Origin of the sequence: Pantoea dispersa, assembly GCF_014155765.1 — a bacterium.
In the GTDB taxonomy this organism is placed as follows: Bacteria; Pseudomonadota; Gammaproteobacteria; order Enterobacterales; family Enterobacteriaceae; genus Pantoea; species Pantoea dispersa.
Window position 1 is genome coordinate 269,854 of sequence record NZ_SCKT01000001.1, and the last position, 19,862, is coordinate 289,715.

Sequence of the window (19,862 nt, forward strand, 5' to 3'; positions counted from 1 at the left end):
GGCATTACGCCTCTGTGCGTCCCTGCCCGGTTTTCATCGGTGCCACCACCACATTCACCCCCAACTCCTGCAGGCGACGCAGCACCGGCACCGGCGTGCCCTGATTAACGATCACCACATCAAACTCGCTCAGGTGAGCAAAGCGATGCAGCGCGCGCCGCTCAAACTTGGTGTTATCCATCATCAGGATGCGCTTCTGCGCCGCCTCGAACATCGCGCGCTTGGTTTCCACCGTCTCGGCCGACTGGTGAAACACCGCATCATCAATAATCGCCGACATGCTGACAAAAAACACATCGGCGCGCAGGCTGGCGATTTCGTCTCGCGTCATGCGCCCCATAAAGGCGTTACACCAGTGATGAAACTGGCCGCCGAGCCCCATCAGAGTGATATCGCGACCGTTGCGTAATTCATTCATTAACGTCAGCGAATTGGTGATCACCGTGAGCGGCGCTTTGGCCGGCAGCAGCCGCGCCATCTGCAGCACGGTGGTGGAATCATCCAGAAACAGCGCCTGGCCGGGTTCAAGGTAGCCAGCGGCCACTTCGGCAATCGCCTGTTTCTCTTCCAGCTGGCGCGTGGCACGGTAGAGATCGCTGGATTCCACCAGGCTGGTTGGTGTGGCAGAGACCACGCCGCGTGATTTATGCAGCAGCCCGCGCTCGACCATCTCATCAATATCACGATGGGCGGTCATCAGGCTGATCCCGAAGCGCTCAGTAATATCTTCGATACGCACCGCGCCTTCGGCCATCACGGCTTCGGCTATGAGCTGGCGTCGTGCCAGCTGACGCGCCTGACGGCTGTCGCCCGGTAAGGTTTCATTCAGGAAGTGACCAGCGGAGGTCTCTTGCGGGTTATGCGCCATGTTTCGTCCGGAAAGTGAAGCGGAAATGCAGTTTCGGCTTTGATTACAGCGCGTAAACGTTTCTTTTGCAAATCAGGCGCGCAGCAGGCAACCGATGACGGCCAGAATGCCGCCATCGGTGATCTGACTTACTGCTTCAGGACAAACGGCGAAACGAAATCACCGGCGTTGTCTTTGGTGATCAGGATACAGTCAAACAGCTGCTTCTCCTGTGCTACCCCGGTTTTGCCGGTTTTGAGGAAAGTGTCCGCCTGCTCTACCGCCTTCTGCGCAAACTGCGCTACCGGCTGCATCACGGTATAGGCCAGCGTACCGGCTTTAACCGCGTCGACCGCATCCGGTGAACCGTCAAACCCACCCACTTTCACCTGACTGAGTTTGCCGGCTTCCTTCAGGGCGGCGATAGCACCCAGCGCCATCTCATCGTTACCGCTGATCACCCCTTTGATGTTCGGATTAGCCTGCAGCAGCGACTGCATTTTGTTAAAGCCCTGGGTGCGATCCCAGTTCGCCACTTCCTGGCCGACTTTCTTCAGCGTCGGGTACTGAGACAGCACGGTATCGAAACCGTTGGCGCGCGTGGCGGCGTTGTTATCCGACGGCGGTCCCACCAGCTCGACATAGCTGGCACTGCCACCCACCTGCTTCACCCACTCCATCGCGCCTACTGCCGCGCCCTGCGCGTTATTCGACACCAGCTGCGCTTTAGCCAGCCCGCTCTGGTTCAGTTCGGCATTGATCACGAACACCGGAATATTGGCGGCAATGGCTTTCTTCACCGAGCCAATCGAGCCGTCGGCGTTAGCCGGATCGAGAATGATCGCCTTCGATTTATTGGTGATCGCCGTATCAATCAGCTGGCTTTCGGTGTTGGTATCCCCTTTGTGCGCGCTGACTTTGGCACTGTAGCCCAGCTTCTCCGCCGCCTTCTGCGCGACCTGGCCCTCAGTCAGCCAGTAAGGGTTGGAGGGATCGTTGACGATGATGGTCATCAGGCCGTTGTTGGCCCAGCTGGGTAAGGCAAAGGTGGAGATGGCCATCGCGGCGGCGGCGATAAACAGACGTTTAGTGAACATAGGTGCTCCGTTATTATTAGGGTACAGGTTTGTTTTACGGTTACTCGCGCGCCAGCCGGCCAGCGCGCACAGGGTTAGCGACCGCGCCGGCCGTATTGCAGGGTGTTGAGCAATACCGCCAGTACAATCACGGCGCCAGTGAACACCGTCTGCCAGTAGGCAGAAACGCCGATAATCACTAAGCCATCAGAGAGAAAGCCAATCACGAACGCGCCCAGTAGCGTGCCGCGCACGTTACCGCGTCCTCCGGTCAGCGCCGCACCGCCAATCACCACCGCAGCAATGGCGGTCAGCTCGTAGGTGGTGCCCGCGGTCGGACCGGCGGAGGTCAGCTGCGAAGAGAGCACCAGTCCGGCCATCGCCGCACAGATACCCGACAGCACGTAGACGCTGATTTTGATGCGTTTTACCGGCACGCCGGAGAGATCGGCGGCGCGCTCGTTACCGCCCGAGGCATACAGCCAGCGGCCAAACGCCGAGCGACTCAGCATGAAGCCGCAGGCCAGTGCCACTGCGCCGAGCACCAGCACGCCGACCGGGATGTTGAACAGGCGGTTAAAACCGAGCCAGTCGAAACCGGTATTGCCCAGCGCTTCGCTGCCGGAGAGTTTATTGTAGGTCAGACCGTTAGTTATCAGTAGCGCGATACCGCGCGCCACATACATGGTGCCGAGCGTGGCGACAAACGCCGGGACGCGAAAAATCGCAATCAGCACGCCGTTGACCAGCCCTACCAGTGCACCCAGCACCAGCGTCAGAATTGCCACTGCCCACACCGGCAGATAGAGCACCACGCCCAGCGCTTCAAGGTTGATGCCCTGCATCATAAAGCCGGCCATCACCCCAGCCAGTCCCAGCGTCGAGCCGACTGACAAATCAATCCCGCCGTTGAGGATCACCAGCAGCATGCCGATCGCCGGCAAACCGAAGATGGCCACATGCGATGCCATGGTGAGGAAGTTCGCGCCGGTAAAGTAGTTGGGCGATAGCAGGGAGAAAGTGGCGATAATCACCAGCAGCGCGATAAAGGCACGCCCTTCCAGCAGCAGCCGCGCCAGGTTGAGGCGCTTGCCGCTGGCCGGTTTCGCCACCCGCGGTGCGCTATCCAGCGTTTGGGTTCTGTCAGTCATACCGTTTGCTCCGTTTTTCATGTCATGCCACCAGAGACTCGCCCGAAGCGGCCATAATGCGTTCTTTGCTCACGCTGGCGTCGAAGATGGCCGAGATGCGCCCTTTGCTCATCACCACGATGCGGTGCGCGATACTCAGGCACTCGCCCACTTCTGAGGTGGTGTAAACCACCGCCAGCCCTTTGCTGGCATTCTCCGCCAGCAGACGAAACACTTCGGCTTTGGCACCGATATCGATGCCACGGCTCGGTTCATCCAGCAGAATCACTTTGGGTCGGGTGGCGAGCATTTTGCCGATCACCACCTTTTGCTGATTGCCGCCGGACAGGGAACCGATAGCCGCCTCACCGCCGGCAGTCTTGACCGTCACGTTACGAATGCTGTCACTAATCAGCTGTTTCTCCCGTCGCGTTGACAGCACCAGTCCGCGCACAAACTCGCTGATGCTGGCCAGCGACAGGTTCTCGCCCACCGTCATGGTCTGCACCAGCCCGTCGCGCTGACGATCCTCCGGAACCAGCGCCAGGCCCATTTTGATGCGTTGCGACAGCGACAGCGCGGAGATCTCGGTATCCTGCAGCAGGATGTGCCCGCTGCTCTGCTTCAGCCGTCCGGCGAGACACTCCAGCAGCTCGGTGCGCCCCGCGCCCATCAGGCCATAAATGCAGACAATCTCACCTGCCTGCACCGTCAGCGACAGCTGATCCACCAGCCGGATGCCGGTTTTGCTTTTCACGGTTAACGCCTGCACCGTCAGCGCGTCACCGCCGAAGGCATAGCCGCCGGGCGGTGAACCGAGGTCGAAGTGCTCTCCCACCATGTTGCGCACGATCCATTCGAGGTCGATCTCGTCGCGCCGGGCATAAGCGGTCATCACGCCGTCACGCAGCACCACAGCGCGATCGGTGATCTCCAGTGCTTCCTCCAGATGGTGTGAGATATACACAATCGCCACGCCCTGACTGGTCAGATCGCGGATGACCTGGAACAGCACCGCCACTTCCGCCGCGCTGAGCGCCGAGGTCGGTTCATCCATGATCAGGATTTGTGAATTCACCGACAGCGCGCGGGCGATTTCCACAATCTGCTGCTGCCCGAGACGCAGGTTCTCCACCGGCGTCAGCGGATCAATATCCTCCTCCAGCGCCGCCATCAGATGGCGGGTCAGCCGCGCCTCTTCGGCGTAATCCACCCCGCCGGGCCGCATGATTTCCCGCCCCATAAAAATGTTGTCGCGCACGTTCATGTTGGGCGCGAGATTCAGCTCCTGATGAATAATCGAGATACCACAGTCGCGCGCCTCGGTGGCCGAACGGAACACCTTTGCTTCGCCGTTTAACAGAATTTCCCCGGATGTTGGCGTAATCACGCCAGAAAGAATTTTCATCAGCGTCGATTTACCGGCGCCGTTTTCACCAAACAGCGTGGTAACTTCGCCGCGGCGGATTTCAAAATTGACGCCTTTCAGCGCATGGGTGGAGCCATATACTTTGCTGACGTTGCGCGCCTGCAGAATCACTTCTCCTTTCAGCAGCGCCGGATTGACGTTGAACGGTTTCATTGCACCTCCACGCGCACCGGCGTAATCAGCCAGTTGGTCGGACTGAGCAGGCGGAACACGCCGACCACCTGCACGGTTTTGCCCGGCAGCGCGTCGCGGTCCAGTTTCTCCAGCACCGCCGCTTTCATGGCGCGGTTAATCGCCGCCCCGGCGTTCTGGTATTCGATCTGATTAGTAAAATCACCAAACTGAATTTTGCCGCTGGCATCACGCAAATCGGTGCCGGTAATCGCCGGGCCGGTTTGCAACCGCAGCTGCGTACCCGCCGGCAGACCGGCGACCTGTAACGGGAAAACACCCATCTGCCCCGGCTGCACCACGCCCTGCAGTTTGACCGGCAGCACCGGCAGCGGCGAGCCGACGCCGTATCTGGCCACCGCCTGCTGCCGATCGCTGTTCAGTGCGGCCGCCAGCGTGGCGGCATCCACCGCGCGCGCTTCAACATCCTGCTGGATGCCGGGAAAGGTTTTCTGCCCGTAGCTGTCTGCGGAGAAGCCCTGCTGACGCGCGTCGTCCGCCGAACCGATGCGCACTACTTTGGTATCCAGCGCCATGGCGGCTACCAGCGCCACGATCACCACGCCGCTGAGTGTGTAGCGCCGCCGACGTTTGCGTGCCAGCTGCTGCGTTAAGATTGAGACCTCGGACATAACGTGACCTCTCAGGGTGAACAGCGACGATATTCATCGCCGTGCAATGTTATAAATGTGATAACTTGTGTGATGAGAATTGTGCTGTTGTGACTAAATTGTCAACAGGTGACGCGCAATTTTTCGCACAGCGCGATCTGGATCGCTTATTTGCCCACGATCACCCTTAATCCGTTTAAAAAGCCCTTTAATACAATCATTAAAAACCTTTCACAGTGTTTAATTACATCCACAATCCCCGCTGATTTTGTGATCGGACTCGCCATCCGGAGTGAAATTTATTCTTTTTTGAGAAAAATAATACAACAGATGTGTTATCTCCATGAGAAGTGGTGTAAGACAGTATTTAGCAAAATCATCACAGCTAATTAACAAGGCTGCGGATAAACCAAACAGGGGTTCCCGCACCGGGAGCAGCGAACGGAGGTGTATGTGGAGAGTGGCGATATCATTCTGGGTCTGGATTCCGGCACCTCGGTGGTTAAAGCGGTGGCGTTTGATCTGGAAGGTAACCAGCTGGCGTGCGCGTCGGCGCGCAATCGCTATTACCGCAGCGCAGGCGGTGCCGCCCAGCAGTCAATGACGCAAACCTGGCAGGATGCGGTCAGTGCGATTCACAAGCTCGGCGATCGGGTGGAGAATCTGGCGGCGCGCGTGGTGGCCGTGGCGGTGACCGCCCAGGGCGATGGCAGCTGGCTGGTCGGTGCTGATAATCAGCCGGTGGATGATGCGTGGATCTGGCTGGATGCCCGCGCCGCCGCCACGGTGGAAAAACTCAATCAGCAGCCGCTGGCCGCCGCACGCTTTCAGGCCACCGGCACCGGTCTTAACACCTGCCAGCAGGGTGCGCAGCTGGCGCACATGGACCAGCACTATCCCGAACTGCTGGCGCGCGCCGAAGTGGCGCTGCACTGCAAGGACTGGCTCTATCTCAATCTGACTGGCGTGCGCGCCACCGACCCGTCTGAAGCCAGCTTTACCTTTGGCAACTATCGCCACCAGCGCTATGACGATACGGTGATTGACGCGCTGGGGCTTAACCACCGGCGCCACCTGCTGCCGGAGATTATCGACGGTACGCAAATCACCCATGGCCTCACCGCTGACGCCGCCCGGCAAACCGGCCTGCTGGCTGGCACGCCGGTGTGTCTCGGCTATGTCGATATGGCGATGACCGCGCTCGGTGCCGGGGTGCACACCGGTGAAGCCAATACCGCCTGTTCGATTGTCGGCTCAACCGGCGTGCATCTGCGCAGCGTCACCATTGACGAGGTATGGCTCAACCCGGCGCAAACCGGCTACGTGATCCCGCTGCCCTGGCCAGGTTATGTCACTCAGGTGCAAACCAACATGGCCTCCACGCTCAATCTCGACTGGCTGCTGAACGTGGCCAGCGATCTGCTGAGCAGTTTTGGTTGTGAAACCGATCATGCGCGGCTGGTGCAGCAGATCGATCGCTGGCTCAACGACGCGCAGCCGGGCACCCTGCTGTTCCATCCTTACATTTCGCTGGCCGGTGAGCGCGGACCGTTCGTCAACGCCGACGCGCGCGCCAGTTTCACCGGCCTCAACTACCAGCACAACTTTGGCGACCTGGTGCGCGGCGTGATTGAAGGCATCGGCATGGCAGCTCGCGACTGTTATCAGGCGATGGGCGCTACGCTGCCGGGAGAAATTCGCCTTACCGGCGGTGCGGTGCGATCGCAGCCGCTCAGACAAATCCTTGCTGCCTGCATCGGCGCGCCGGTGCGCATCAGCCAGCGCGAGGAAGCCGGCGCAGCGGGTGCGGCCATGATGGCGGCGGTGGCGATTGGCGCGTATCCGGACATGGCGCAGTGCGTTGAACGCTGGGTGCGTCCGCTGCTGGACGACGCCGAAGCACCGTCGCCTGCGCTGATGCAGCGCTACCAGCAGCTGTTCCCCCAGTATCAGCAGATCCGCCGCGATCTTCCTGCCGCCTGGCAGGCATTAAACAGTTTTAAGGAGTAACGCATGAGTGACAACACGTTGGATCTGTTTGTGATCGGCGGTGGCATTAACGGTGCCGGTATCGCGCGCGATGCCGCCGGGCGCGGGCTGTCGGTGATGATGTGTGAAAAAGACGATCTTGCCGCAGGCACCTCCTCACGCTCCGGTAAACTGGTGCACGGCGGCCTGCGCTATCTGGAGTACTACGAATTCCGCCTGGTGCGCGAGGCGCTGATTGAACGCGAGGTGCTGCTGAACGCGGCGCCGCACATTATCTGGCCGATGCGCTTTGTGCTGCCGCACAGCCCGTCCGATCGCCCGGCGTGGCTGGTGCGGCTGGGCCTGTTTCTGTATGACCACCTTGGCGGACGCAAAAAACTGCCGGGCACGCGCGTGCTCGATCTGACGCGCGATCCTGAAGGCGCACCGCTGCTGGACAGCTACCAGAAAGGCTTTGAGTATTCCGATTGCTGGGTGGACGATGCCCGGCTGGTGACGCTCAATGCGCTGGATGCCGCCGAGCGCGGCGCCACCATTCTGCCGCGCACCCGCTGCGTGTCAGCGCAGCGTCTGCCGGGCAAATGGCAGATTACCCTGCAGGATCAGGCCAGCGGCGCGCAGCGCACGGTGTTCGCCCGCGCGCTGGTGAATGCCGCCGGGCCGTGGGTGCTGGATATCGTCAATCAGGTTAGCCACACGCAAAGCCAGCGCAGCGTGCGGCTGGTGAAAGGCTCGCACCTCATCGTGCCGAAATTCTGGGAGGGCCAGCAGGCCTATCTGGTGCAAAACACCGACAAGCGGGTGATTTTTATCAATCCTTATGAGGGTGATAAAGCGTTAATCGGCACCACCGACATTCCCTGGCAGGGCAAAGCGGAAGATGTCAGTGCGGATGATAGTGAGCAGCAGTACCTGATCGACGTGGTGAATCGCTACTTCAAGGTTAAGCTGCGCGCCAGCGATGTGATTACCCGCTTCTCCGGCGTACGGCCGCTGTTTGACGACGGTAAAGGCAATCCCTCGGCGGTGACGCGGGATTATGTGTTCGACCTCGATAATCAACAGGATGCCCCGCTGCTGCACGTGTTCGGCGGCAAAATTACCACGTTCCGCAAGCTGGCCGAGCATGCGCTGCAACAGCTGGCGCCGTTTTTCCCCAACATGGGCGCGGACTGGACGCGCAGCGCCACGCTGCCGGGCGGCGAGATCGCCCATGCCGATTTTGACAGCTTCCTGGAGGAGATCAAAACGCGCTGGCCGTGGCTGCCGCAGCCGCTGCGCAAGCACTATGCGCGACTGTACGGTGCGCGTATGAGCACGCTGCTGGGCACCGCCGGTTCGCTGAGCGATCTCGGTGAGCATTTTGGCGGCCAGCTGTACGAGGCCGAGGTGCGTTATCTGGTGCAGTACGAATGGGCGCAGCAGCCGGAAGACATTCTCTGGCGTCGCACCAAACATCAGCTGCACCTGAGCGCTGCACAGCGCACCGCGTTCAGCCAGTGGTTCGAACAGACTTTCCACCCTGCCGCGCCGCTGCGCGCCCACGCTGGCTGAGAGGTGCCGCATGCCATTAACGCTTTCGCTGAATACCAATCCGCTGGTGAACCGCTTCGCCGATCCCGGCGATTTAATTCACACCGTGGCGCAGCAGATCCGCATCCGCGATCTGCAGCTGACGCATGAGTTTATCAATCCCGGCTGGCCTGCTGCAACGCTCACCCACATGACGCGCCGCATGCAGCAGGCGCTGCGTGCCACCGGCGTGCGCGTCACCTCCGGCATGACCGGCCCGTATGGCCGCCTCAACCATTTTGGTCATCCGGATGCGGCGGTACGTCGCTACTACATTGACTGGTTCAAAACCTTTGCCGACATCACCGCGGAACTGGGCGGCGTCGCGGTGGGCTCGCAGTTTGCCATCTTCACCCAGCGGGATTTTAACGATGCAGCGCGGCGTGAAGCGCTGATTGCCATCGCCATTGACTGCTGGGCGGAAGTGGCGGAACACGCCAAAGCGGCCGGTCTGCGTTACCTGTTCTGGGAACCGATGAGCGTCGGACGCGAATTTGGCGAAACCATTCCCGCCTGTATGGCGCTGCAACAGCGGCTGAGCGCGGCACAGTTTGCCCTGCCGATGTGGATGATGGCGGATATCGATCATGGCGATGTCACCTCTGACGATCCGCGTGACTACGATCCTTACGCGTGGGCTGAAGCGGCGCCGCGCTTTTCGCCCATCATCCATATAAAGCAGAGCATGATGGATAAAGGCGGGCACAGGCCCTTTACATTGCAGTACAATGCCGGCGGTCGCATTCAGCCGCTGCCGCTGCTTGAGGCGCTGGCGCGCGGCGGCGCGCAGGATAACGAGATTTGCCTCGAGCTAAGCTTCAAAGAGCGCGAACCCACTGACAGCAATGTGGTGGCGGAGATTGCCGAAAGCGTGGCGTTCTGGGCCGACCATATTGATACCGGGGTGCAGGATTTGCATCTCGCGTGAGCATGCCGTGCTGAGGGCTTTCGTCAGCCCGCAGCACCCCTCAACCAGACAGGGACAACCCGATGAAATCCGCACCGACTTCCGCTGAACGCGATGACTCTCTGGCCCTGAGGGCGGCCTGGCTGCACTATGTCGGCGGCCTGACGCAGGCTGAAGTAGCCAAACGGCTCGGCCTGCCGTCGGTGAAAACCCATCGGCTGATTGCGCGCATGGTGGCCGAAGGCGCGGTGAAAGTCACCATCGACGGCGCGATTGTCGCCTGCGTGACGCTGGAAGAGCAGTTGCGCAGCCGCTACGGCCTGAACTTTTGTCAGGTGGCACCCGATCTCGGTGAAGAAGGCCTGCCGGTGCGCGCGCTGGGCATGGCCGGTGCCGACTATTTGCGTAATCTGCTGGCCTCCACGCCGGCGATCACGCTGGGTCTCGGCCACGGCCGGACGCTGTCGGCAGCAATTCACCAGCTGGCACGCATCGACGCGCCGCACCTGCGCTTTGTCTCCCTGCTCGGCTGTCTGACGCGCAACTACGCGCTCAATCCGCATGACGTGATGCATCGCATCGCCGAAAAAACCGGTGCGCAGGCCTACATGATGCCGGTACCGTTTTTTGCCAACACCGAAGAGGATCGCGATGTGCTGCTGGCGCAGCGTGGCGTCAGCGAAGTGTTCAGCATGGCCGCGCACAGTGAAGTGAAGTTGGTGGGCATTGGCACCGTGGAACCGGCCGCCCAGCTGGTGGAAGCCGGGATGATCGATGCAGCCGAGATCCGCGCCCTGTCGGAAGCCGGCGCGGTGGGCGAACTGCTGGGGCACTTTTTTGCCGCCGACGGGCAGATGATTCACAATTCGCTGACGGCACGCACGCTGTCGGTGCCGCTGGATCTGGCGCAGCGCGCAGAGATCGTGGCGCTGACCGGCGGACCGAGTAAAGTGGCGGCGATCCGCGCGGTGCTGGCCAGCGGACTCGTCACCGGTTTGATCACCGACGAGCTGACGGCGCAGGCGCTGCTATCTTATTGAATCGTCAGCTCACTCAACCTTATTAAGCGGTTTAGCGCTTGCGCGCCGTCCAGCCATGTATCAGCAGCGACTGAAAGAAGCGCTGCGGCGGCGTGAACCCGGCCTGCGCCATCAGCGCTTCGGTCTGGGCAGCAGGCAGTAACAGCAGCCGCTGCGTCAGCATCTGCTTCATCTCATCCAGATTTTGCGCCCTGCCGCTGGCGCTCTCATGCATGGTTTTCCAGAACAGCAGTTGTTCATCAAAGCCGGTATCCTGCACATCGCCGACAATTTCTGCCGTCACTAAGCGTCCGCCCGGTTTGAGCTGCTGCTGCATCTGCTGATAAATACCCGCCCGCTGCGGATGCTGGATAAAATGCGTCACCAGCAGGCATAGCACCACATCGTAATTGGCGGTAACCGGCACGTCGTTAAGGTAGCCCTGATGCAGCTGGCAGCGCGCCCGTATCCCGGCGGCGGTGAGTTTTTCTGTGCAGACCGCCAGCATGTCCGGTGAAGGATCGACACCGGTAAACTGCCATTCCGGGTGCTGCTGCGCCAGCCGGATAATTTCGCTGCCGGTCCCGACGCCCACACACAGCACCCGCGCCTGCGGCGGCGCGTTGTCCAGCACCAGTGAAATCAGCAGATGCAGATTATCGGCGATTGGCTGATGTTTGCCGTTATACGCGTCGTACTGCCGCGCAAACTCTTCGTTGAAGATATCGTTGGTATTTTGCGTCATCATTGTCCCGATCGGTTGTCATCATGTAACTTTATTTATTACATGAATAGTGCGTCGATGCAATCAATGGCTGATAACGCTAAGCCTGAGGGAGAGATTGAACGCAATAAAGGTTAAACCAGACTGAGCTGCAGCGACTGCGCACGCAGCTGCTGCTGCCAGCCTGCGGCGAGTTCCGCGTCGGTGATCACCTGCTTAAACGGCTGTAGCGGCGCCAGCGCATAGGGATGAATCTGACCAAATTTGGAGGAGTCGGTGAGCGCGACGGTGTGGGTGGGCTTTTCCATGATGGCGTTCACCACATCGCAGCGCAGCATGTCGCGGCTGGTGAAACCGGTCGCCTCATCCCAGCCGTCAATGCCAATAAACGCCTTATGGAAGTTGAGGTGCTGAATGCACAGCCGCGTTAACGGCCCGACCACTGACTCACTGCTTTTCTGAAACAGCCCACCGAGGATAATCACATCGCCGCCCTGCTCACGCAGCAGTCCGGCGATGTAATGGCTGACAGTGATGATGGTGATATCCTGCCGATGGCTGAGCTCTCGCGCCAGCAGCGCATTGGTGCTGCCACCTTCAATAAACACCGTTTCGCCGGGGTTAACCAGCCCGGCGGCGTACTCCGCCAGGCGTTTTTTCACCGCAAAGCGGGTTTGCATGCGCGCGCCTACGTCATCACTTTCCGGCGCCACGGCGGAACCGTGCACGCGGCGCAGAAAGCCGCCCTTCTCCAGCAGGTTCAAATCCTGGCGCACCGTCACCTCCGAAACGCCGGTGGTTTGCGCCAGTTCATTGACGCTGACGCTGCCGCGCTCGCTGACCAGTTGAATAATGTGCTGATGACGTGCGTTCATAGAGCCTGCTGTTAAAAAGTTTTTGCCCAGCTTAGCAGAAATCACGCTAATCCCAGACTGCGCCGGCCGTTTTCATTCAGATCCTGCGGCGTAAAACGGCCGCGCCAGCTGGCTTCGTAATCCTCTTTGGGGAAATCGCCCGGCGAGACACCGGTCGCCAGCGCCTGCGCCACCTGCTGCGCATAGTCGGCGTTTTTACCGCACATCGGCGCGGCGGGAATGTACATCACGTTGCCCCAGCCCTGCTGATTTTCTACCGGCGCCACCGCATGAATCACATCGCAGTGCCACCACACCGAATCGCCCGCCTGCAGCGCCGGGATCGAACACAGGCCGGTAATTAATTCCGGATGCCAGCGCTCCGATACCGGCAGCACTTTGCCGGGCGCCACGCCGCACAGTTCCTCTTCCGGCACATCCTTCAGTAACGGACGCAGCAGCAGATAAGCCATGGCTTCCGGCACCGGCACCACGTGCAGCAGTCCCTGACCGGGCTGCATATCAGAGAGTGCGGTCCAGCCCTGGAAAGTGCGGAACACCGAACATTTGGTGGTGGTGCCAGACTGATACTCCTGCACATCCGTGCGGTGCGCCGCATCCCACGGATCGTACTGATCGAACTGGTTAGAAAAGATCTTGCTGAACACCTGCTGATAGGCCGGCAACAGCCAGCGCTCCAGCGCGCCGGAATCGGTGTGCGCGCCCAGCCCTTTTGAGGTGGTGCCCGGCAGCCGGCGCCGGATGCGATCCGGATAGATGATGCTCACGTCTGGATCAAACCAGCGCGTACCGGCGGATTCGAATTTCCACAGGCGATTGAGGAACGCCTGGGTTTGCGCCATGGCCTCGCTCTGGCGGGCCGACATCTGCGCATCGCTCCAGTAAATGGGATAGATCTCCGGCCGCGAGGCGTCGAGGTTGCCAAAGAAGTTGTCACCCGGCCCCTGATAGACGCGGTCAAAATCATTGTCGTCGAGGTAGTTGAGCATGTCAGCATCCCACGCCAGCGCCTGCTCGCGGCTAAAGGTTTGCTTTACCACCACGCAGCCGCGGCGGCGGATATGATCTTTGGTCTGTTCGCTGATGCGGCCAGCGGCCAGATCCGCGAAGCTGACCTGCGGCCACGCCGTTCCGTGCTGCTTCTCTTCGGCGCGCGCGGCCGCGATTTCACTGACAATCTTACTTCTGACCTGCTCAAACAGGCCTTCGACATCGCCAATCTGTGCTCTGAGCGCCTGCTTCATCAGGCGCACATGCTGTTTAAAATCGTCGGGTTGTTGTTCTGAGGTAAAAGTGGTGTTCATCTCGCACTCCGTCTGTTTACGCTTTAGTTTCATTCGAAACACATTACATATTCATTCATAACATCGAGCGAACAAAAAGACAGCACGCAGGCAGAAAATAGCGAGCATGATCACAGTTATTTATCTGTGGGGTTATCGTTTGAAAGTATCCAGGGAGCGACACGGTGGGATGAATAACGCAAGCGCGCCTGGATCAGGCACGCGGGGCTGCCCTCCATGGCAGCCCGGGAAAATTACGGCTGATCGAATAAATGACGGTACTGCACAAAGTCGGTTTGTTGCGCCAGCCGATCGTACAGCGCCCGCGCGTGGCTATTAGACGCCTGCGTCAGCCAGTAAACGCGCGAACAGCCGAGCTTCTCTGCCTGTTCATAGACCGCCAGAATCAGTGCCTTGCCGGCGCCCAGACCGCGCGCGGCTTCGCTGACGTAGAGGTCCTGCAAATAGCAGTAGTCGCCCTGAGTCCAGGTTGAGCGGTGGGTAAGAAAATGCACCAGCCCGACCATCGCGCCGTCCTGCTCGGCCACCAGACAGTGCATGGGTTCCGCGCGGGACAGCAAGCGGCGAAAGCTCTCGCCGGTGGTGTTATCGTCAATGGTGGTCTGATAAAAGCGCTGATAGCCCTGCCACAGCGCCAGCCACGGCATGAAATCTTCGGCGCGCAGCGCTCTGATGGTGATCATTCGCCTTTCCCGATGTTGCTGATGATTTTTTCCGCAGCCACCACCCGATCGTCATTCGGGAACCACTTATTTGCCAGCATAATCAGCGCAACCCGCTGCGACGGAATAAAGACGGCGTAGGTGGCGAATCCGTTGGTGGAGCCGGTTTTGTTGTACCACGCCTGCTGCGGCGCAGCCTGCGGCGGCGTAATCCGCGTGGCTTTCATGCCCTTCATGATGCGCGCGCCGCTGTTGCCGTCCACCAGCTGCTGCGTGGTTACCGGCAGCGGGTAATATTCCCACATCATCGCCTGAGTAAAAGCGGCCTCGGTGTGGTAATAGCCCTGATGCGTCGCGGCCACCGCCTGTTGCCATGCGGGCGCGACCGGCTGTTGCTGCAGCTGAATGGCCAGCCAGCGAATCAGATCGGCAGAGGTGGATTTCAGGCCATAGGATTCCGCATCCAGCGGGCCTGGCGTGACCCGCACCGGGCGATCCTGCTTGTTATAACCCTGGGCGTAGCGCCCCATCTGTGATGCAGGCACCTGCACATAGCTGTGCGTCATGCCCATCGCCGGCAGCAGCTGCTTTTCCATCGCGCTAATGAATGGCTGATGCAGACTTTTAGCCGCAATCATGCCAAGCATACCGATACCGAGGTTGGAATAAACGCGCACCGTGCCCGGCTGGGCCTCTGGCTGCCACTGTTTGTACCAGCGCATCAGCTCGCGGGTATTGGTTACGTCATCCGGTACGAACAGCGGCGTGCCGCTGGTGTGCGTCGCCAGATTCAGCAGCGAGACGCGATCAAAAGCGCTGCCTTTCAGTTCCGGCAGCCACTGGCTGGCCGCGTCGCTGAATTTCAGTTTGTTCTGCTGCGCCGCATAGCTGGCTAAGGTGGCGGTAAACGTTTTACTCAGCGAGCCGATTTCAAACAGCGTCTGCTCGTTGATCGGCTGTCCGCTCTCTTTCGATGCCACGCCGTAGTTATAAAATTCGGTTTTGCCGTCGTGCAGAATCGCCACCGCCATTCCGGGAATCTGATACTGCTGCATCAGCGGTTTGATGATGCTGTCTGGTGATGTCGTTGCCAGCGCACTGCCGCTGACCAGCAGCGCAAGTGCGCTTAATCGGGCCCATGAAAACATGAAAATTCCTTTTCCTGCAGGTTAACCATGATGTCTGACCGGCAGTATATCGTTACCCCAGCCAGGCTTCCCGACAATTCTTGTTTGAAGTGAACAAAATCACATCCTGCAGGACCTGATTTGCCGTTTGCTGCGCCCGCTCCTATACCTTTGACAAGTAAGCGTTCATCGCAAGGAGCTGACAATGGAACAGGTTTTGACCCGCGAACAACGGCTTAGCCGCCTGCGCGCGCGCAGTTCGCTGCCGGTGCTGATCGTCGGCGGCGGCATCAACGGCATCAGTACTTTTCGTGAGCTGGCATTACAGGGCATTCCTGCGGTGCTGGTGGAGAAAGGTGACTGGTGCCAGGCGGCCAGCGGCGCGCTGTCGCGCATGATTCACGGCGGCCTGCGCTATCTGGAGACCGGCGAGTTTGGCCTGGTGAAGGAGTCGGTGATGGAGCGCGATCGCCTGCTGAAAAACGCCGCGCACTATGTGTTTCCGCTGCGTACCACCGTACCGATCGATAATCTCGGCGGTGGACTGGTTAACGCCACGCGACGTTTCCTGCGCCTGAGCGATAAGCCCACCCGGCGCGGCGCGCTGCTGATCAAAACCGGCCTGAGCCTGTACGACCTCTACACGCGACAGTATGGCGCTATGCCGCGCCACCAGCTGCGTAACGAAGCCGCCACGCGCGATCGCTGGCCTGGCTTCGCGCCCTGGGTGAAATACAGCGCCAGCTACTACGATGCGTGGATCAGCGCGCCGGAGCGACTCGGGTTTGAGCTGATTGAAGATGCGGAACGCGCCTGCCCGGAGGCGCTGGCGCTCAATTATCTGCGGGTGGTCAGCGCTAGCGACGAGACGGTGCTGCTGGAAGATACGCTGAGCGGTGAGCGCTTTAGCCTGCAGCCGCACGTGCTGGTCAATGCCGGCGGCGCGTGGATCGACCAGCTGAATCAGCAGCTGGCCGTGCATTCACAACCCACCAGACTGATAGGCGGCACCAAAGGATCGCACCTGATCCTCGATCATCCCCAGCTGTTACAGATGCTGGACGGTGAAATGGTCTATTTCGAAAACCAGGAAGGCCGGGTGTGCATCATGTTTCCCTGGTTCGGCAAAGTGCTGGTGGGCTCCACCGATATCCGCGTTGATGACCCTGATAGCGTGGTATGCGAAGCCGAAGAGCAGGCTTACATCCTTGAGTCGCTGCGCTTTGTGTTTCCTGACATTGTGGTGCCAGCATCCGCGGTGGTTTACACCTTCTGCGGCGTGCGCCCGCTACCGGCCAGCGAGGCCAAAGTTAATGGTCAGATTTCGCGTAACCATTCGCTGGTGCTGCTGCCGCCTGACCACGCGCGTGCCTGGAGCACGCTATGTCTGGTCGGCGGTAAATGGACCACCTTCCGCCGCTTCGGGGAAGAGGCCGCCGACCGCGTGTTGCGCCTGCTGGGAGAAAAGCGTCGCGTCTCCAGCAGCGACCTGCCGATTGGCGGCGGCCGGGATTTTCCGGCGCCGTCCGCCCAGCCCGCCTGGCTCAGTGCGCTGGCGCAGCACTATGACATTCCGCTGGCACGCGTGACGCAACTGGCGAAACGCTACGGCAGCCGGGCCCTGCCGCTGCTGCAGCAGATTCAGCAGCACGGCGAACAGCCGCTGCAGCATCATGCCGGTTACAGCGCCACCGAACTGCGCTATCTGATTGAGCATGAACAGGTGTGCCAGCTGGAAGATGTGCTGGTGCGCCGCACGTCACTGGCTATCTGCGGTGAATTAACGCCGCCGCTCATGCAGGAAATTTCGCAGCTGCTGGCCGACTCGCTCGGCTGGCAGGACAGCCAGCGCGCTAAACATCTGCAGCACACCGCAATCAGCCTGGCGCAGCGCCATGGGCTGCACGCGCTCGCATCCGCGTTTTCACAGGAGGAAGTTCAGGATGTCACTCACCCCTAAAGTTCGCCTCAACCGGTTATTTCACCACGGCAAGTGCCTGGATGTGGCGATCGACCACGGCATCGCCAACGAGCCCGATTTTCTGCTGGGGCTGGAAGATATTGAAAGCGTGATGCGCAACCTGATTGCCGCACAGCCGGATGCGATCCAGGTCAATTATGGTCAGGCCGATCTGCTGCAGCGCGTTGCCGGACGCAAACCGGCGCTGGTGATGCGCACCGACGTCGGCAATGCCTATAACGCGGCGCGCCACCGCGAGATGTGGGCGGTGCTGCACAATCCGGAGGCACCGATTCTTGCCGCGCTGCAGATGGATGCCGCCGCGGTGGTGGTCAATCTCTATCAGATCCCGGATGAACCGGGCATTTTTCGCATGTGCGTGGAGAACATTGGCCGCCTGCGCCAGGCCTGCGATCGCTATGCCATGCCGCTGATGGTGGAGCCGCTGGTGATGGCCCCCGCCGGCCAGGGCGCGGCGTACGGCTCGCTCGGTGACGTCAGACAAATCGTGCCGCTGGTGCGGCTGGCGCGGGAGCTGGGCGCCGACATCATTAAAGCCGACCCCACGGATAACACAGAGGATTTCCATCGTGTGGTGGAGGCGGCGCGCTGTCCGACGCTGGTGCGCGGCGGCGGCAAAGGGGAATTGGGCGCGGTGCTGGCGAAAAGCGCCGCGCTGATGGCGCAGGGTGCCAGCGGCATGGTGTATGGCCGCAACGTTTATCAACATGATAATCCGTCACGCGTGGTCAGCGCGCTGATGGCGATTATTCATCAGGGTGTCAGCGGCACGGATGCGCTGGACATCTACCAGCAGGGTTAAGCGTGACCTGCACCGGCGCTTAAGCGGTGCGCCGTCTTCGCCTGAAACGGAGTCGGATATGAGCCAGATTCTCGGCATCGATGCCGGAAACACCATGATCAAAGCGGTACTGTTTGACCTGAGCGGCCGCGTGCTGTCGGTAGCGGAGTGCGCCGGCGAAACGCATCAGCCGCAGGAAGGCTATGCTGAACGGCCAGTTGAAGATATCTGGCGCGGCGTCAGCAACGCGGTGAGTCGCTGCCTGCAGCAAGCCGGCACGCGTGGCAGCGAAGTGATTGCCGTCGGGGCCGCCGGTCACGGCAACGGGTTGTATGCGCTGGATCGTCAGCAGCGCCCACTGTTTGGTATCCAGTCGATTGATCATCGCGCCAGCGCCACGGTGCAGGCGCTGGAATCCAGCGGTGCGGCGCAGCAGATTTACGCGCTGTCATTGCAGAAACCGTGGCCCGCCGCCACGCCGGTGCTGATCAGCTGGATGCGGCAGCATCAGCCGGAACGCTGGGCGCAGATCGGCCATCTGCTGTGTGCCAAAGATGTCATCGCCCATTTTCTGTGCGGCAACGTCAGCGCGGACTATTCGGATGCCGCCGGTGCCGGGCTGATTGATTATCGCCAGCGCAGCTACAGTCGTGAATTGCTGGCGCTGTACGGCATCGAAGAGGCGCTCGCCCTCCTACCACCGCTGCGTGAATCCTGCGAGGTTACCGGCGTGGTGTCGGCCCGCGCAGCACTGCTCACCGGTTTACCGGCCGGCATCCCGGTGGTGGCCGGCATGTTTGACGTGGTTGCCAGCGCGGTCGGCTCGGGCGTAGTGAACTGCGGTGAGGCCTCCATTGTCGCCGGTACCTGGAGCATCAATCAGGTGGTGGTCGACAAACCTGACTATCTGCGCCCGGTGTTTATGAATTCGATCATCGAACGCGACCGCTACATGGCGATCGAGGCCAGCGCCACTTCTGCCGCCAATCTTGACTGGTTCCTGCGTGAATTTGATGATGGCCGCGCCGGCCAGGGCGCGGCGCGCAGCAGCGACAGCGTGGCACAGGTCAGGCCTGACGCGCAGCTGCCGCTGTATCACCCTTACCTCTATTCAGGGCGGAAAGCCGAACCTGCCAAAGCCGGCTTTTACGGCCTCGGCGGATGGCATACGCGCGCTGACATGCTGTTTGCCCTGTTTGAAGGCGTGACCTTTGCCCACCGGGCGCACATTGACCGGCTGCGCGCGGCCGGCATTACGGTCAACCAGGCCACGCTCTCCGGCGGCGCGACACGCAGCAGTGTCTGGCCGCAAATGTTTGCCGATGTGCTGGGGATGCCGATTCGCGTCGCAACCTGCCACGAAACCGGGGCGCTGGGTGCGGCCCTGTGTGCGGGCGTGGGCGTGGGTCAGTGGCCGAATCTGGCTGCCGCCGTGCAGCAGGCGGTCACCCTTGCGCCGGAGGCGCTGCAGCCCCGCGCGGCGCGCTTCGCGTTCCATGACACACGCTACCGGCTGTTTAAAAAACTTGAGCTGGCGATGAGCGACATCTGGCGCACCGCCAGTTAATGGCGGTGCGGCGTGAACAAACCATGACACCGGCGGGCAAATGCTGTACACTTGATGCATAAAAATGTTCACATGAACATTATCAGGAGG

17 protein-coding genes are annotated in these 19,862 nt (G+C 60.6%); 7 read left to right on the forward strand and 10 right to left on the reverse strand.

Annotated features, from left to right (window positions below; translation table 11 throughout):
* Window positions 1-4: 4 nt before the first annotated feature.
* From H7K56_RS01310 to H7K56_RS01330, 5 genes are all read right to left on the reverse strand, one after another.
* Entirely contained in the window at window positions 5-868 is an 864-nt protein-coding gene (locus H7K56_RS01310; RefSeq protein ID WP_021506045.1) for a DeoR/GlpR family DNA-binding transcription regulator, read from the reverse strand.
* Between the two features lie 128 nt (window positions 869-996).
* Window positions 997-1,944 (reverse strand): D-ribose ABC transporter substrate-binding protein, encoded by a 948-nt coding sequence (locus tag H7K56_RS01315; protein ID WP_150361023.1) that lies wholly within the window; start codon window positions 1,942-1,944, stop codon window positions 997-999.
* Window positions 1,945-2,018: 74 nt separating this feature from the next.
* Entirely contained in the window at window positions 2,019-3,074 is a 1,056-nt protein-coding gene (locus H7K56_RS01320) for an ABC transporter permease (protein WP_150361024.1), read from the reverse strand.
* A 22-nt stretch (window positions 3,075-3,096) separates the two neighbouring features.
* Window positions 3,097-4,635, reverse strand: a complete 1,539-nt coding sequence (locus H7K56_RS01325) for a sugar ABC transporter ATP-binding protein (RefSeq protein ID WP_058780568.1) — start codon at window positions 4,633-4,635, stop codon at window positions 3,097-3,099.
* A complete protein-coding gene (locus tag H7K56_RS01330) occupies window positions 4,632-5,285 on the reverse strand; it encodes a DUF2291 domain-containing protein (RefSeq protein WP_021506049.1) in 654 nt (217 codons plus the stop codon). Before H7K56_RS01330 ends, H7K56_RS01325 begins: the two co-directional genes overlap by 4 nt.
* 432 nt (window positions 5,286-5,717) lie before the next feature.
* Here H7K56_RS01330 and H7K56_RS01335 point away from each other — a divergent pair, with 432 nt between their 5' ends.
* From H7K56_RS01335 to H7K56_RS01350, 4 genes are all read left to right on the forward strand, one after another.
* Window positions 5,718-7,274 (forward strand): FGGY-family carbohydrate kinase, encoded by a 1,557-nt coding sequence (locus H7K56_RS01335; protein ID WP_058758548.1) that lies wholly within the window; start codon window positions 5,718-5,720, stop codon window positions 7,272-7,274.
* Between the two features lie 3 nt (window positions 7,275-7,277).
* A complete protein-coding gene (locus H7K56_RS01340; RefSeq protein ID WP_150361025.1) occupies window positions 7,278-8,807 on the forward strand; it encodes a glycerol-3-phosphate dehydrogenase in 1,530 nt (509 codons plus the stop codon).
* 10 nt (window positions 8,808-8,817) lie between these two features.
* Window positions 8,818-9,753 (forward strand): sugar phosphate isomerase/epimerase family protein, encoded by a 936-nt coding sequence (locus tag H7K56_RS01345; RefSeq protein ID WP_150361026.1) that lies wholly within the window; start codon window positions 8,818-8,820, stop codon window positions 9,751-9,753.
* 62 nt (window positions 9,754-9,815) lie between these two features.
* The gene (locus H7K56_RS01350) at window positions 9,816-10,772 is read left to right on the forward strand and encodes a sugar-binding transcriptional regulator (protein ID WP_058780571.1); all 957 of its coding nucleotides are present in this window, start codon (window positions 9,816-9,818) and stop codon (window positions 10,770-10,772) included.
* A gap of 31 nt (window positions 10,773-10,803) precedes the next feature.
* Here the strand turns inward: H7K56_RS01350 and H7K56_RS01355 are convergent, their stop codons facing one another.
* The 5 genes from H7K56_RS01355 to ampC form a co-directional block, all read right to left on the reverse strand.
* Window positions 10,804-11,499 (reverse strand): class I SAM-dependent methyltransferase, encoded by a 696-nt coding sequence (locus tag H7K56_RS01355; protein ID WP_249042728.1) that lies wholly within the window; start codon window positions 11,497-11,499, stop codon window positions 10,804-10,806.
* 110 nt (window positions 11,500-11,609) lie between these two features.
* Window positions 11,610-12,350: a DeoR/GlpR family DNA-binding transcription regulator gene (locus H7K56_RS01360; RefSeq protein ID WP_058769793.1), complete on the reverse strand. Its 741-nt coding sequence runs from the start codon at window positions 12,348-12,350 to the stop codon at window positions 11,610-11,612.
* A 41-nt stretch (window positions 12,351-12,391) separates the two neighbouring features.
* A complete protein-coding gene (locus H7K56_RS01365; RefSeq protein WP_150361027.1) occupies window positions 12,392-13,654 on the reverse strand; it encodes a DUF1479 domain-containing protein in 1,263 nt (420 codons plus the stop codon).
* A 233-nt stretch (window positions 13,655-13,887) separates the two neighbouring features.
* A complete protein-coding gene (locus H7K56_RS01370; RefSeq protein ID WP_021506057.1) occupies window positions 13,888-14,337 on the reverse strand; it encodes a GNAT family N-acetyltransferase in 450 nt (149 codons plus the stop codon).
* The gene (ampC, locus tag H7K56_RS01375) at window positions 14,334-15,464 is read right to left on the reverse strand and encodes a class C beta-lactamase (protein WP_136545682.1); all 1,131 of its coding nucleotides are present in this window, start codon (window positions 15,462-15,464) and stop codon (window positions 14,334-14,336) included. The genes H7K56_RS01370 and ampC overlap by 4 nt, the downstream gene beginning before the upstream one ends.
* Window positions 15,465-15,648: 184 nt before the next feature.
* Between ampC and H7K56_RS01380 the strand changes: the two genes are divergently transcribed.
* The 3 genes from H7K56_RS01380 to H7K56_RS01390 are packed head-to-tail and all read left to right on the forward strand — an operon-like array spanning window position 15,649 to window position 19,772.
* Complete coding sequence (locus H7K56_RS01380) at window positions 15,649-17,403, forward strand: glycerol-3-phosphate dehydrogenase/oxidase (protein WP_150361028.1); 1,755 nt, start codon at window positions 15,649-15,651, stop codon at window positions 17,401-17,403.
* Entirely contained in the window at window positions 17,387-18,226 is an 840-nt protein-coding gene (locus H7K56_RS01385) for a class I fructose-bisphosphate aldolase (RefSeq protein ID WP_125308717.1), read from the forward strand. Before H7K56_RS01380 ends, H7K56_RS01385 begins: the two co-directional genes overlap by 17 nt.
* Window positions 18,227-18,284: 58 nt before the next feature.
* A complete protein-coding gene (locus H7K56_RS01390) occupies window positions 18,285-19,772 on the forward strand; it encodes an FGGY-family carbohydrate kinase (protein WP_150361029.1) in 1,488 nt (495 codons plus the stop codon).
* Window positions 19,773-19,862: the final 90 nt, after the last annotated feature.